The following is a 14,178-nucleotide window of genomic DNA, read 5'->3' as shown; positions in this document are numbered from 1 at the left end:
ATCGCAGCCTCGTTGCACTCGACAGCTCCTACACGGATTGGTGATTCAGTGGCATAAAAAAACCCCGCGACCGAATGATACGCGGGGCAAAAAATTGGTTGGTTGCGGCCAACCAAAGGAGCTCTTTAACAACTTTTACTTGCTGGCGACTGTCTCCGGTTGCCAGCCACCGCCGAGGGCCTTGTAGATCGCCACGATGCCGCGATACAGCTCGACTTCGGCCTGGGCCTGACTGTCTTCAGCGTTCAGGCGCTCACGCTGGGCGTCGAGCAGGACGAGGAAATCGGTGGTGCCTTCGCGATAGCGGATTTCCGCCAGATCAGCGGCCTTTCGGCTGGATTCGCTCTGACGGATCAGCGAGATCAGGCGTTGCTGACGCTTGCCGTAATCGCTGAAGGCGTTTTCCGATTCTTCCAGGGCCAACAGCACTTGTTGCTCGTAGTTGGCCAGGGCGCCTTCGGCATCGGCGTCGGCGCCGCGCAAACGAGCTCGGACGCTGCCAAGGTCAAACGCAGCCCAGGTGATGCTTGGGCCGAGCGCCCAGGCGTTGGCCGCTGAAGAACCGATCTGCGAACCACGCCCGGCGGTCCAGCCGAGGAAGCCGCTGAGGCTGACCCGGGGGAACAGATCGGCTTTGGCCACGCCGATGCGCGCAGTGGCCGAAGCCAGTTGCCGCTCGGCGCTGAGGATGTCCGGACGCCGTTGCAGCAGTTCACCCGGATCACCGATCGGCAGCGCCTTGGCGATGGCCGGCAGGTCTTTCGGGCTCAGGTCGACGGTCAGTTTGTCCGGGCGCTCACCGAGCAGGGTAGCGATACGGTTTTTCTGCCGGACCTGTTCCGCCTGCAACTGCGGCACGGTGGCTTCGACGTTGGCCAGACGCGCATCGGCCCGTTCAACGTCGAGCTGATCGCCGACACCGGCATCACGCAGGCTGATGGTGATCTTGCGCGACTCCTGCTGGTTGTTCAGGTTGGCCACGGCGATTTTTCTCGCAGCTGAGCGCCGCGCAGTTGACCGTAGGCGTCGACCAGTTCGGCAATCATGGTGACTTGCAGCTGATACAGATCGGCTTCGGCGGCTTGCTGGTCGGCGTCGCTGGCTTCCAGATTGCGCTGGATACGGCCGAACAGGTCGAGCTCCCAGGCCATGTCCAGGCCGAGGTCATAGCGTTCGCTATTGACCCGGTCGGTGGTCTGGCCGGGATTCTGGCCCTTGCCCAGGTCACTGCTGGCGCGGCTGGTGATGGTCGGCATCGCGTCGTTGCTGGCGTCGTCGCGGATCGCGCGAGCGGCTTTCCAGCGGGCGAACGCCACGCGCAGCTCACGGTTGCCTTGCAGCGACTGGCTCACCAACTGGTTCAGGGTCGGATCGTCGAATTGCTGCCACCAGATGCCTTCGAATTTCGAACGGTCGAAGTTCTTTTGTCCGGCGGCGCCGTCGGTGGCGGTCGTAATATTGGCCGCCTCCGTGGCTGGGGTCTTGTAGTCGGGGCCGACGGCGCAGGCGCTGAGGGCCAGCACCAGCAGACTCGGCAGGAAGACTTTCAGACTCATTGTTGCGCCTCCAGTGGCTGTTGAAGAGAGTGCGCCTTGGCTGCTTTGCGCTGCTCGCCGCGTTCGACAAAGTTACGGATCAGTACGTAGAACACTGGCGTCAGCAGCAGACCGAAGAAGGTCACCCCGAGCATCCCGGAGAACACGGCCACACCCATGGCGTGACGCATCTCGGCACCGGCACCACTGGAGAACACCAGTGGCACCACGCCCATGATGAACGCGAACGAGGTCATCAGGATCGGTCGCAGACGCAGGCGGCAGGCTTCCAGTACCGCAGCGAGCGGGTCGAGGCCTTCTTCCTGTTTATCCTTGGCGAACTCGACGATGAGAATCGCGTTTTTACAGGCAAGTCCCACCAGTACGATCAAGCCGATCTGGGTGAAGATGTTGTTGTCACCGCCGGAGATGATCACACCGGTGATGGCCGACAGCAGGGTCATCGGTACGATCAGGATCACCGCCAGTGGCAGGCTCCAGCTTTCGTATTGTGCGGCGAGCACCAGGAACGCCAGCAGTACGCAGAGCGGGAACACGAACAGCGCGGTATTGCCGGACAGAATCTGCTGGTAGGTCAGGTCGGTCCATTCGTAGGTCATGCCGTTCGGAAGTTCTTCCTTGAGCAGTTTCTCGATGGCTTTTTCCGCCTGGCCAGAGCTGTAGCCCGGGGCTGCGGCACCGTTGATTTCCGCGGTGATAAAGCCGTTGTAGTGCATCACGCGATCCGGACCCGAGGTGTCGCTGACCTTGATGAAGGTCGCCAGCGGAATCATTTCGCCTTTGTTGTTACGTACTTTCAGCTGACCGATCTGGTCGGACTCAAGGCGGAACTGCTGCTCGGCCTGAACGTTGACCTGATAGGTGCGCCCGAAGCGGTTGAAGTCGTTGGCATACAGCGAACCCAGGTAGATCTGCAGGGTGTCGAAGATGTCGCTGACGGCCACGCCGTGGGTCTTGGCTTTTTCACGGTCGATAGCGGCATCGACCTGCGGCACGTTCACGGTGTAGCTGGTGAACAGGCCGGCCAGTTCCGGCACGTTGTGGCTCTTGTTGATGATGTTCATGGTTTCTTTGTACAGCTCGTCGTAGCCGAGGTTGCCCCGGTCTTCGATTTGCAGGCGGAAACCACCAATGGTGCCCAGACCTTGTACCGGCGGCGGCGGGAAGATCGCCATGTACGCTTCCTGAATGTTCGCGTACTGGCCGTTCAAGGCACCGGCAATTGCGCCGGCGGACATGCTCGGGTCTTTACGCTCGTCGAACGGTTTCAGGGTGACGAAGACGATGCCGGCGTTCGGGCTGTTGGTGAAGCCGTTGATCGACAGGCCCGGGAACGCTACGGCGCTTTCCACGCCTGGCTGTTTCAGCGCGAGGTCGGACATGCGCTTGATCACGTCTTCGGTGCGATCCAGGCTCGCGGCGTCAGGCAGTTGCGCGAAGGCCACCAGGTATTGCTTGTCCTGGCCGGGTACGAAACCGGTCGGCGTGCTGGAGAAACCGAAGAAGGTCAGCACCATCAGGCCTGCATACAGGAGCAGGGCGATGCCGCTGCTACGGATGACCCGGCGCACGGTACCGACGTAGCCATGGCTGGCGCGGTCGAAGAAACGGTTGAACGGACGGAACAGCCAGCCACCGAAAATCTTGTCGAGCACTTTCGAGAAGCGGTCTTTCGGCGCGTCGTGGCTTTTCAGCAAGACAGCGGCCAGTGCTGGCGACAGGGTCAGCGAGTTGAACGCCGAGATCACTGTCGAGATCGCGATAGTCAGTGCGAACTGTTTGTAGAACTGCCCGGTGAGGCCGGAAATGAAAGCCGCCGGAATGAACACCGCACACAGCACCAGTGCCGTGGCCACAATAGGCCCGGTCACTTCACGCATAGCGCGTTTGGTCGCTTCGACCGGCGTCAATCCAAGCTCGATGTTTCGTTCGACGTTCTCCACCACCACGATGGCGTCGTCGACGACGATACCGATGGCCAGTACCAGACCAAACAGCGACAGGGCGTTGAGCGAGAAGCCGAACAGGTGCATGACCGCAAATGTACCGATCAACGATACCGGCACCGCCACCAACGGAATGATCGAGGCGCGCCAGGTCTGCAGGAACAGAATCACCACCAGCACCACGAGGATCAGCGCTTCGAACAAGGTGTGAACCACTGCCTCGATCGAGCCACGGACGAAGATCGTCGGGTCATACACGATGCTGTAGTCCATGCCCTGCGGGAAGCCTTTCTTCAGCTCCTCCATCTTGCCGCGCACTTCGTTGGAAATGTCGATGGCGTTGGAGCCCGGACGCTGGAAGATCGGAATCGCCACCGCTGGCTGATTGTTCAGCAACGAACGCAAGGCGTATTGGCTGGAACCCAGTTCGATGCGCGCGATGTCTTTCAGGCGAGTGATCTCACCGTCGTCGCCTGCGCGAATAACGATGTTCTCGAACTCTTCCTCGGAAACCAGACGGCCCTGAGTGTTGACCGACAGCTGGAAGCTTTGTGCGGTCGGCGCAGGAGGCGCGCCCAATTGGCCGGCGGCGACCTGACGGTTCTGCTCGCGAATCGCGGTGACCACATCGGTCGCGGTCAGATTGCGCGAAGCGGTCTTGTTCGGGTCGAGCCAGACCCGCAGCGAATAGTCGCCCATGCCGAACAACTGCACGTCACCGACACCACCGAGGCGAGCGAGCTCATCCTTGATGTTGAGGATCGCGTAGTTGGACAGGTAGAGCATGTCGTAGCGCTTGTCCGGTGAGGTCAAGTGCACAACCATGGTCAGGTCTGGTGAAGCCTTGTCGACGGTGATACCGATGCGCGTCACTTCCTCGGGAAGCTTCGGCTCGGTTCGGGTCACCCGGTTCTGTACCTGCACCTGCGCGTTATCCAGGTCGGTGCCCAGAGCGAAGGTGATGGTCAGGGTGATTTTGCCGTCAGCGGTCGATTGCGAGGACATGTACAGCATGTTCTCGACGCCGGTGATCGCCTGCTCCAGAGGAGCGGCCACGGTTTCACCGATGACTTTGGGGTTGGCGCCCGGGAAGTTGGCACGCACGACCACGGTCGGCGGCACGACTTCCGGGTATTCGCTGATCGGCAACTGGAACAGCGAGATCGCACCGGCAATCAGGATCAACAGCGACAGCACCGCTGCGAAGATCGGCCGGGAAATGAAGAATTGGGAAAAATTCATCGGAGTTGTCGTCCCTTAACCGCGTGGGGTCGTAGCAGCCAGCTTCGCAGCCGAACCCGATGCGCCCTTGGCAGGGGCAACTTTGGGCAGGTTGCTGGCTTCCAGCGCTTGACGTTGTTGAGCGAGGGCGGCGAGGGTCTGCTCGCTGGCCATCGGAATCACTTCAGGGGTGACCGGTGAGCCAGGACGAACTCGCTGCAAGCCCTTGACGATGATCGTGTCGTCCTTGTTCAGACCGTTGCGCACGATACGCAGGCCTTCGATCTTCGGACCGAGTTCAACAGCGCGGTAGGCGGTCTTGTTGTCGCCATCCATCACCAGCACGAATTTCTTGCCCAGGTCGGTACCGACGGCTTCATCGTTGATCAGCATGGCGTTGTAAGTGCCGCTGCCGACCAGCTTCAAGCGAGCGTAAAGCCCCGGGGTGTAGGTGCCGTCAGCGTTGTCGAAGACAGCGCGACCGCGGATGGTGCCGGTTTTCGGGTTGACCTGGTTGTCGACGAAGTTCATCTGGCCCAGGTGCGGGTTGCCGTCCTCGTTGGACAGGCCCATGTACACCGGAGTCGTTGCGCCACGCTGACCATTGCGGGCCAGTTGGGTGTATTTGAGGAACACGCGTTCATCGGCATCGAAGTAGGCGTAGACCTTGTCGGTGGAGACGACGCTGGTCAGCGCGGTGGTGTCGGCGGTCACCAGGTTGCCGGCAGTGATTTCGGCGCGGCTGACGCGGCCACTGATCGGTGCGGTCACGCGGGTGAAGCTCAGATTCAGTTTGGCCAGGTCCAGTTGTGCCTGCAGAGCGCCAACGGCGGCGCGGGCCTCTTGGGCAGCGCTGGTGCGCGAGTCGGCCAGTTCAGCGGAAATCGCGTTGCTGGTGCGCAGACGTTCACCGCGAGCGGCTTCGTTTTCACTGCGAGTGGCGGTGGCGCGGGCCTGGGCGACCAGCGCTTCGAGGCGGCGTACCTCGGCCTGGAACGGGCGCGGGTCGATCTGGAACAGCAGGTCGCCTTTCTTGACCAGCGCGCCTTCGGTGAACGCGACCTGATCGATCTGGCCCGAAACCCGAGGGCGGATTTCAACGGTTTCCGGCGCTTCGAGGCGCCCGGTAAATTCGTCCCACTCGTTGACCGGTTGTTCCAGCACCTTGGCCACGCTGACTTTGGCAGCGGGCGGGGCGCCGGCAGTCTCCGGAGTTTTGCCGCAGGCGCTCATCACCAGTACGGCCAGCATGGCCAACGGGAAGCGCAAATGTTTGAGTGATTGTTCCATGGATGCAATCCGCCGAAGTATTGAAGATGGGCGGATGATGCTCGGCGCGGGTGTGATGGCACGAATCGAATGAAGCAAAGGTAACTATCATTCGGAATGATATAAGAGCCGAGGCAGCCCTCTAGCATGCACGTTTCGTTAGGTAGCTATCAATCGGCTTCAAAGCAATTCTGTGTTGCGCGATTCGCAATGATTCACTGCAACCGGAAATCGTTGGGCCAAAAATGCAGAAACGGCCTATGAAGGCCGTTCCGATCAGCGTGTTGCCGTGGTGTCAGTTGATGCCTTTGCGGTTGGCACCGAAGCGGTTCGGCCCAGGCTGGCTGTCCTGCGCGAGGAAAACGATGTTGACGATAGGCAGCAGCAACCACCAGCCACTGCGATCCGTGTCGTGCATACGGCGCACGCCGACGGCAATGCTCGGGATCAGCAGCGCCAGATTATAAAGGCCTTGCAGAACGCCACCGGTGTTGGCAAAGCCGTCAATGAAGCCCACCACGAACGCGACGCCCATGTTGATCAGGAAGAACAACCAGTATTCACGCCGGGTGGCGCGACCGTTGAATACGGCGTAATTCTTCAACGCCTCAAGGTAAGGGTTGCCTGTCGTGATGGCAGGGCCGCTTGGGTAGGCCTGCGGAGCTGCCTGAGGCGCGCCGCATTGAGGGCACGCCAGCGCCAGCGTACTGATTTCCTTGGCGCAACCGCGGCAGTAAACCATGCTCATATTTTTTCCCTAAAATTATTGGATCGATAGACAGAAAAGAACCAGCGCGGTTAGACCTGACAATAGGATGCCGGCGATCGCGAGGTTTCTTCCAGGGTGTTTTTCGTTGATGCAGATGATGCCGCAAGCCAGACCAGCGACGCTGAACAGTCCGACGCCGAGGATCGTTTCGAAGTCCCAATCGGAATCATCAAACAGAGTAAGAGCGCAGATAGTTCCGAAGATCAGCGAAACGATGGCCAGCCAGGGAGTCCCGGCTTGCGAAGATGGCACAAAGGCCTGTTGGCTCGCCCCGCATTGGGGGCAGGTGAGCGCCGTCTCATGGAGCTCCTTGGCGCAAGCACGACAATAGACCATTGCCATCGTTTTCCTTAACTGAATGCGAATGCCCGACCCTCCATCGGCGGGGCGGCGGTAATCTAATCTCTATCACGCGATTTGTCACGGCTCTTTGCCATCACGCGTTATGGCAGCATGACCTGGTACGTCTGCCTGAAAACATTGGCACTTCGCTCTAACATGAGTGGAAACTCATGCTCTGATCCTTCGCCAATCTCCGGAACCCCTCTGTATGCGAGACCTGCCCCCAACCGCGACGCTGCGTGCTTTTGAAGTGGCCACCCGACATCCGACATTCACCGCTGCTGCTCAGGAACTGCACGTGACCCAGAGCGCCGTCAGTCATCAGCTCCGGCACCTGGAGGATCTGTGGGGGCTGCAGTTGTTCGAGCGCGGCAAGGCGTTACGCCTCACTGCAGCGGGGGCGACGCTGGCGCCGATCGTGCGCGAATTTTTCACCAGCCTCGAAGCAACGTTGGAGGACCTGCGCGAGCAAAAGGACAGGGTTCGCCTGACTGTCAGCACTACCTATTCATTTGCGTTGAAGTGGCTACTGCCACGCTTGCCGAGCCTGTCACGCCAGCATCCGGAACTCTTGGTGTCGCTGGACACCACGGACAAGATCATTCACTTCGCCAGTGGCGAAGCGGATGTTGCAATCCGCTTGGGCAACGGCAATTACCCCGGTCTGTATTCAGAGTTCCTGTTCGGCGAACAGGTGTTTCCCGTGGCCAGCCCCGAACTGCTGCAGCGCGTCGGCAGGCCAGGCAGTCCCGCGGAGTTGCTGCAGATGCCGTTACTTATCCGCGACGGCGCCGAGTTGGCGCCGAAATGGGAGGTGTGGTTTCAGTCCGTCGGGCTGGAGTTTTTACCGCTGCGCGAAGGCGTCAGGTTTGGTGATACCAATATGACGGTAGAAGCTGCATTGCTCGGCCAGGGTGTGGCGCTGGTGCGCAGCGGGCATGTCGAAAATGAAATCGGCGACGGCCGCTTGGTAAGGCTGTTCGATGTGCCGTTCGCTTCGCCGCTGGCCTACTATTTCGTCTGTCCCAAAGGCATCGAAGCACAGCCACATATCGTCAATTTTCGTGAATGGTTACTTGGTGAGGCGTTGAAGGTGCGGAGCGCCCAGCGTTGAGGTATGAGTTTTTACTCATGTCTCAATGAGGAAACTTCGCTGTAATGCCAATGCCAGTGATGCCTAGAATGCCGCATGCCAATCCATCTCGTACTTCTGGTTCTGTTCGCCGCGCTCCTGCACGCCAGCTGGAACGCGCTGCTGCGCGGCGGCGCCGATCGGCTTTGGTCCATGACCGTGATGTGCGTGGCCATTGCCATCGTCTGCGCCGTCGCCGCACTTTTCTTGAGCCCGCCGGCACCTGAGAGCTGGGGTTATGCGCTGCTGTCGGCACTGCTGCATGTCGGCTACAACCTGTTCCTGGTGCGCAGTTATCGGGTCGGTGACCTTGGGCAGATCTATCCGATTTCCCGCGGCTCGTCACCGGCGCTGATCACCCTCGGCGCCGCGCTGTTTGCCGGCGAAACCATTACCCCCGGCGAATTGCTCGGCATTGGCCTTGTGTCGGGCGGGATCATGTCCCTGGCCTTTCGCGGACGCAGCCTGTCGGTGCCGAGCCTGCCGTATGCGCTGGGCACCGGTTGTTTCATTGCCGCCTACAGCGTGGTCGATGGCATTGGTGCCAGGCTGTCGGGGGCGCCGCTGGCTTACACCGTCTGGATGAGCGCGCTGTGGGGTGTGCTGATGCCGCTGGTGTATATCGGCCTGCGCGATGCTCGCAGTCTGTTTTCCGTACGGCCCGGAATGCTGACCGCTGTGGTCGGCGGCCTGGTCTCGTTGCTGGCCTACGCAATCGTTATCTACGCAATGAGCGAAGCGCCACTGGGCGCGGTGTCGGCCCTGCGCGAAACCAGCGTGTTGTTTGCCGCATTGCTCGGCTATTTGTTCCTCGGTGAAAAGCTCACCGTCCGCAGGATGCTGGCGTGTGTGGTCATCGCCAGCGGCGCCATCATCATCGGCTGACAAAGCCCGACTGCTCAGGAGAACATCGCATGGATAAAGCCTCGCAAGCACCGCTGATTCTGATCACCGGCGGCAGTCGCGGAGTCGGCGCCGCCACCGCCCGACTCGCTGCCGCGCAAGGCTATGACGTTGCCATCAGCTACGTCGCCAACGAGTCCGCCGCGCTGGCGGTGGTGGCGGATATCGAAGCGGTGGGGCGCAAGGCGCTCGCGGTGCGCGCCGATAGCGCTGACCCCGAGCAAGTTGCTGAACTGTTCTCGGCCATTGATCGTTCATTCGGGCGTATCGACGTGCTGGTCAATAACGCTGGCATGCTGGCGAAACAGTCCCGCATGGAAGACCTGGGCTTCGAACGCATGCAGCGCATCTTCGCGGTCAATGCTCTGGGGCCGATCCTGTGCGCGCAGCAGGCGGTGAAGCGCATGTCTCTGCGCCACGGCGGAACGGGCGGCGTAGTGATCAATATTTCGTCCGCCTCCGCGCGCCTGGGCAGTCCCAATGAATACGTCGACTACGCAGCGTCGAAAGGCGCGCTGGAAACCTTCACCATCGGCTTTGCCAAGGAAGTCGCGCGGGAAGGGATCAGGGTCAACTGCATTCGCCCGGGGCACATCTATACCGACATGCACGCCAGCGGCGGCGAGCCGGGGCGGGTGGATCGCGTCAAGGACTCGATCCCGATGGGGCGGGGCGGTCAGCCGGAAGAGGTGGCACGGGCCATCTTGTGGCTGGCCAGCGCGGAGGCCTCCTTTGTCACGGGTACTTTTCTGGATGTGACTGGCGGCAAGTAGGTCCGGGCTACAGGCTATCCGGATCGCCAAAAAACATCTGAATCCGCGACCTCAACCACCGCTCCCCCGGATCGTTGTCCTGCGACCCACGCCAAGCCATATGCAACTCGAACGTACGCGTCGGCAGTGGCGGATCTTCAGCCCGGAGACCGCCAGCTGCCGTCAGTGCCTCAGCCGTGTAATCCGGCACGGTGGCGACGATATCGGTGCCTGCCAGCAGCGTGCCCAATCCGTTGAACTGCGGCACCGCCAGCACCACGTGGCGTTTGCGTCCGAGTTTTTCCAGTTCTTCATCCACGAAACCACTGAGGTCGCCAGCGAACGACACCAGTGCGTGCGGTCGGGCGCAGTAGTCGTCCAGGCTCAGCGGCCCCGGCACGGTGTCGGCGCGCAGCAGCTTCGGTGCGCTGCGGCGCAGGACCTTGCGCTTGGCGTTGGCCGGCAGGTCGGTGGTGTAGCTGACGCCGATGGAAATCTCGCCGGAGGCCAGCAGGCCCGGCATCAAGATGTAGTTGACCCGCCGCACCACGAGGACGATGCCTGGTGCTTCGGCGCGCAGGCGCTTGAGCAGCATCGGCAACAGGGCGAATTCGACGTCGTCGGACAAACCGATGCGAAACACTGACGTGCTGGTCGCCGGGTCAAATTCCGCGGCACGACTGACGGCGGTTGAAATCGAATCGAGGGCAGGCGAGAGCAGGGCGAAGATTTCCACCGCGCGCGCGGAGGGTTCCATGCTGCGGCCGGTGCGCACAAACAAGGGATCGTCAAACAGGCTGCGCAGACGCGACAGCGCCGCACTGATAGCCGGTTGGCCGAGGAACAATTTTTCCGCGGCCCGAGTCACACTGCGTTCGTGCATCAATGTTTCGAACACGATCAGCAGGTTCAGGTCGACACGACGCAGGTCATTACGATTCATCTGGAGTCCTGGCAGAGTCATCAAACTTGACGAGGGCGACCATATGAGAACAATGGCCGGCATGAATCTTACGGGGAAAGGCTGGTACTCTGCACCGGAAAATTCAGCTTTACTGCGACGGTGGCAGGCCTTTTTTCATGGAATTTGCCAATGCCGCCCTTGGTGCGGAATCAATGACAGGCATGTCGACTATTAATAGCCACTGATGGTCTTGGGTCGAAAGCCCAGATAGAGTTCATGGCATTAGAGGTTACTTTGACGAGGTTTGCGATGTCCCGCACGATCCGTTTTCACAAGTTTGGTCCAGCCGAGGTGCTCAAATGCGAAGAGCATGCGGCTGCTCAGCCAGGTCCTGGCGAAGTGCAGGTGCGTGTCGAGGCGATCGGCATCAGTTGGTACGACACCCTGTGGCGTCAGAATCTGGCCTCGTCCCAGGCACGTCTGCCTTCGGGCCTCGGTCATGAAATGGCTGGCGTCGTCACTGCGGTGGGCGCTGACGTAGACGACCTGTCCGTCGGCGACAAAGTGGCCAGTTTTCCGGCCGAAAGCCCGAACGACTATCCGGTTTACGGCGAGTCGATCGTCCTGCCCCGCACGGCGCTGACCCGTTATCCGGATGTGCTTAGCCCGATCGAAGCGAGCGTGCATTACACGCCGCTGCTGATCGCCTACTTCGCGTATGCCGATCTGGCACGAGTCAAACCCGGCCAATTTGCGCTGGTCACTGACGCCAGCCACTGCGCCGGCCCGTCGTTTGTGCAATTGGGCAAAGCGTTGGGTGTGCGAGTGATCGCCGCGACCAAATCGGCGGAGGAGCGTGAGTACCTGCTGTCCCTGGGCGCGGAAAAGGTCATCGTCACCGAAGAGGAAGATCTGTTGATGCGCATCAACAAGATCACTGACAACCGTGGTGTCGATGTGGTTTTCGATGGTCTTGGTGGTCCGCAGATGTCCTTGCTCGGCGATGTGCTGGCACCGCGCGGCAGTCTGGTGCTGTACGGCCTGCAGGGTGGTAATCAGACCCCGTTCCCGGCGTGTGCAGCGTTCCAGAAGAACATCCAGTTCTTTGTGCACTGCATCGGTAACTTCACCGGCAAGCCGGAGCTGGGCATTGTTCAGGACCATGTTGCTCTGCAACGTGCCTTGCGTGACATCAACCAGTTGACGGCCGACCGTGTGTTGCTGCCGTTGAAGACTAGAGTATTTCCGTTCAACGAATTCGTCGAAGCGCATCGCTACATGGACGAATGCCCGTGCCGCGAGCGGGTTGCCCTGCAAGTCGAGCCAGCGTAAATCAACTCATCAGAGTCCGTGGCCTCACGGACTCTTTTTGTTTATTTCTGTCCAGTCAGTAAACCATTCCCGCTACCGCGCTCTTCACCACTTCAGCAACTGAACTGGTTTTTGCTCGACATCTGTATCTTCTAATCGTATTCCAAGTGCTGATAATTGAATGATTACTTTCATCTCAAGGAATGAGCTATGGCTGTGCATTCAATTTGTCCTCGGCAATATCAAACGGCTAACCCGATTGGCTTCGTCAATTTCTGTTTAATTGCTGTAGGGCGATTCCGAAGTTGCGTCTCTTTTTCTTGTAATGAATCTTCGTGAGACGTTGTGGGAAGTTTCCTCAGATTAATGGTCGCTGAAAAAATGCTAGTAAAAACAAATAGTTATAAAATTTGCTTTGCCGCTAACGGTTTTTTCGCAGGTCAAGTGTTTCAAATAACTACAACTTTGTAAGTGTTAGCATTTCAGCGTCTATTACTTAATGATCCAATTTGTCGGGCGCACACTGTCCAGTGCATGCGGCATGAAATTTTCTATACCGGGTAAATACCGATGAGCACGATCCACGATCAGGCAATGAACTATGTCTATCAGCAAGTTTTGCAGCGTTTGCTGAGTTTCTTTTCCCGCGCCGAGCGCACAGCTTTGCAGTTATTGATCCAGCGCCTGGTCGTGGCGGCCGGCGGAATGGACAACGTCGGGCAGTTCAAGGTGCTTGTGCATCAGTCTGGCTCGCGGGACAGCTGCTACACCCTGGCTTTGCTTCGCGCAGCGCAGTTGACCATTGCCAGTCGCGCCCCTGCTACATTCCAGCTGCGCGTTGCTACCCTGCGCTGGAACGGTGACAGCCCTGGCAACCTGCAAAACCTGCATCGCAGCTTCAGCGCACTGTTTCTCTATGACGACCCCCGGGTCGAGCTGCTGATGGTGGATAACCGCGAGGTGCTGCCCTTCGATCACCGCACAGCCGTCAGCAACGACGGTCATGAAGCCAGTCGGGTCAATCTGCTGCTCGTAGGCCACTGTCGTACCTGGATTGAGACTCCCGAATTGTGGGATGACGCTTACCTGGCCACTGCCGAGTACTACAGCCAGATCGCCCGCTGGAATAACGGCGTCGACGCCATGATCAGCACTGAAACCAGAAGCAGTCAGCGGCATTTCCTTGAGGGCCTGAACCGTGCGATGCAGAGAGTGGCGATCGCCGGCCCCGGGCTGGTCCAGAGCGGATTCGAAGCGCTTTTTCCATTGCTCGACGGGCTTGGTGACGATTTCTATCGCGAGCTACGTTCAGATGATGAGCGCACCGTCTGGCGCCCAGAGGGTGAATTCGAAGCCTGCCGTCGCACCAGTTTTATCGACATCAACGACATGATGGTTGGCAAGCTGGAGGATCGCTGGCCGCTATTGGGCGAATTTCTGGGGTTTGAACCGGATGATCTGGCGCTGTATCAGGGCGAAGCGTTATTTACCGATCCGCTGATTTCAGCCCACGTGCGAGGCTTGTACGCGCAATTCATCGAGGGGAGGGCGTATCAAGCGGGAGTCGACGACTACGCCCGCAATACCCTGGCCGACCTGCGCCGAAAACAAGCGGCGGAGCCCGTCTGCGAACACTTGATGTGCAGTTTTGAAAATGTCGGCGGGCCAGAGCAACTGCGAATACTGGCAGATGATTATCTGCTCAATGGTTTCGGCTTGAACGAAACGCAGTTGGTCTGCCTGTTATTCGCACCGTTTATCGACGGCGGCAAAGGTCTTGAAAGGTTTTTGCGTAATTGTCATCCAGGCATGCTGGTCGCGATGCCAGATCTGCACCGGGCCATGCAGGGCTTGCATGCCCCGGAGCAGGTGTTGAAATGGATGACCGAAGTCAGTGGTCTGCCCGTCAGGCTGATCACCCGTCTCTATGCGATGGGGCCTGTTCAGTTGTGCTCGCCGACCGAATTCGCCTCCGATGACCTGGATGCCTGCGAGGTGGGCGCCGTGTCACACGTCGAGCGGTCAACGGAACGCTGACGGTGAGACAAAGGTCGGGCCGAAAACCCCTGTCCA

At 59.6% G+C, this 14,178-nt stretch carries 10 protein-coding genes and 1 pseudogene; 5 read left to right on the top strand and 6 right to left on the bottom strand.

The features are described from left to right. Positions 1-135: 135 nt before the first annotated feature. The 5 genes and pseudogenes from ACZZZ4_RS23440 to ACZZZ4_RS23420 all read right to left on the bottom strand — a co-directional run bounded on the left by ACZZZ4_RS23440 (position 136) and on the right by ACZZZ4_RS23420 (position 7,103). Positions 136-1,556: pseudogene (locus ACZZZ4_RS23440) on the bottom strand (efflux transporter outer membrane subunit). Further along, the gene (locus ACZZZ4_RS23435; RefSeq protein WP_129999394.1) at positions 1,553-4,744 is read right to left on the bottom strand and encodes an efflux RND transporter permease subunit; all 3,192 of its coding nucleotides are present in this window, start codon (positions 4,742-4,744) and stop codon (positions 1,553-1,555) included. Before ACZZZ4_RS23435 ends, ACZZZ4_RS23440 begins: the two are co-directional and overlap by 4 nt. Positions 4,745-4,759: 15 nt before the next feature. Then, positions 4,760-6,013 (bottom strand): multidrug efflux RND transporter periplasmic adaptor subunit MexE, encoded by a 1,254-nt coding sequence (gene mexE, locus ACZZZ4_RS23430; protein ID WP_039761553.1) that lies wholly within the window; start codon positions 6,011-6,013, stop codon positions 4,760-4,762. Positions 6,014-6,287: 274 nt separating this feature from the next. Then, a complete protein-coding gene (locus ACZZZ4_RS23425; RefSeq protein ID WP_039761551.1) occupies positions 6,288-6,740 on the bottom strand; it encodes a DUF805 domain-containing protein in 453 nt (150 codons plus the stop codon). A 15-nt stretch (positions 6,741-6,755) separates the two neighbouring features. Then, the gene (locus tag ACZZZ4_RS23420) at positions 6,756-7,103 is read right to left on the bottom strand and encodes a DUF4190 domain-containing protein (RefSeq protein ID WP_463548913.1); all 348 of its coding nucleotides are present in this window, start codon (positions 7,101-7,103) and stop codon (positions 6,756-6,758) included. A 208-nt stretch (positions 7,104-7,311) separates the two neighbouring features. Between ACZZZ4_RS23420 and gcvA the strand changes: the two genes are divergently transcribed. The 3 genes from gcvA to ACZZZ4_RS23405 all read left to right on the top strand — a co-directional run bounded on the left by gcvA (position 7,312) and on the right by ACZZZ4_RS23405 (position 9,911). Further along, positions 7,312-8,217 (top strand): transcriptional regulator GcvA, encoded by a 906-nt coding sequence (gene gcvA, locus ACZZZ4_RS23415; protein ID WP_463549310.1) that lies wholly within the window; start codon positions 7,312-7,314, stop codon positions 8,215-8,217. 75 nt (positions 8,218-8,292) lie between these two features. Then, the gene (locus ACZZZ4_RS23410) at positions 8,293-9,120 is read left to right on the top strand and encodes an EamA family transporter (protein ID WP_463548912.1); all 828 of its coding nucleotides are present in this window, start codon (positions 8,293-8,295) and stop codon (positions 9,118-9,120) included. A gap of 29 nt (positions 9,121-9,149) precedes the next feature. Beyond that, a complete protein-coding gene (locus tag ACZZZ4_RS23405; protein ID WP_463548911.1) occupies positions 9,150-9,911 on the top strand; it encodes an SDR family oxidoreductase in 762 nt (253 codons plus the stop codon). A 7-nt stretch (positions 9,912-9,918) separates the two neighbouring features. Here the strand turns inward: ACZZZ4_RS23405 and ACZZZ4_RS23400 are convergent, their stop codons facing one another. Next, positions 9,919-10,833: a LysR family transcriptional regulator gene (locus ACZZZ4_RS23400; RefSeq protein WP_042610061.1), complete on the bottom strand. Its 915-nt coding sequence runs from the start codon at positions 10,831-10,833 to the stop codon at positions 9,919-9,921. A 270-nt stretch (positions 10,834-11,103) separates the two neighbouring features. On the opposite strand from ACZZZ4_RS23400, the gene ACZZZ4_RS23395 reads away from it, so the two are divergent. Then, positions 11,104-12,126 (top strand): zinc-dependent alcohol dehydrogenase family protein, encoded by a 1,023-nt coding sequence (locus tag ACZZZ4_RS23395; protein WP_064362651.1) that lies wholly within the window; start codon positions 11,104-11,106, stop codon positions 12,124-12,126. 549 nt (positions 12,127-12,675) lie between these two features. After that, positions 12,676-14,142, top strand: coding sequence for a hypothetical protein (locus tag ACZZZ4_RS23390; RefSeq protein WP_463548910.1), 1,467 nt, complete (start codon positions 12,676-12,678; stop codon positions 14,140-14,142). The last annotated feature ends 36 nt before the right edge of the window (positions 14,143-14,178 follow it).

The sequence above is a fragment of the Pseudomonas sp. AC252 genome (genome assembly GCF_979258105.1).
The sequence above is the reverse complement of the archived record's forward strand: the minus strand, read 5'-3'. Positions and strand labels throughout refer to the sequence as shown.

Bases quoted from the DNA above. Each gene is read 5' to 3' on its own strand.
- ACZZZ4_RS23400 (WP_042610061.1), bottom strand. From the start codon at position 10,833: ATGAATCGTAATGACCTGCGTCGTGTCGACCTGAACCTGCTGATCGTG.
- ACZZZ4_RS23410 (WP_463548912.1), top strand. From the start codon at position 8,293: ATGCCAATCCATCTCGTACTTCTGGTTCTGTTCGCCGCGCTCCTGCAC.
- gcvA (WP_463549310.1), top strand. From the start codon at position 7,312: ATGCGAGACCTGCCCCCAACCGCGACGCTGCGTGCTTTTGAAGTGGCC.
- ACZZZ4_RS23390 (WP_463548910.1), top strand. From the start codon at position 12,676: ATGAGCACGATCCACGATCAGGCAATGAACTATGTCTATCAGCAAGTT.
- ACZZZ4_RS23395 (WP_064362651.1), top strand. From the start codon at position 11,104: ATGTCCCGCACGATCCGTTTTCACAAGTTTGGTCCAGCCGAGGTGCTC.
- ACZZZ4_RS23405 (WP_463548911.1), top strand. From the start codon at position 9,150: ATGGATAAAGCCTCGCAAGCACCGCTGATTCTGATCACCGGCGGCAGT.
- ACZZZ4_RS23420 (WP_463548913.1), bottom strand. From the start codon at position 7,103: ATGGCAATGGTCTATTGTCGTGCTTGCGCCAAGGAGCTCCATGAGACG.
- ACZZZ4_RS23435 (WP_129999394.1), bottom strand. From the start codon at position 4,744: ATGAATTTTTCCCAATTCTTCATTTCCCGGCCGATCTTCGCAGCGGTG.
- ACZZZ4_RS23425 (WP_039761551.1), bottom strand. From the start codon at position 6,740: ATGAGCATGGTTTACTGCCGCGGTTGCGCCAAGGAAATCAGTACGCTG.
- mexE (WP_039761553.1), bottom strand. From the start codon at position 6,013: ATGGAACAATCACTCAAACATTTGCGCTTCCCGTTGGCCATGCTGGCC.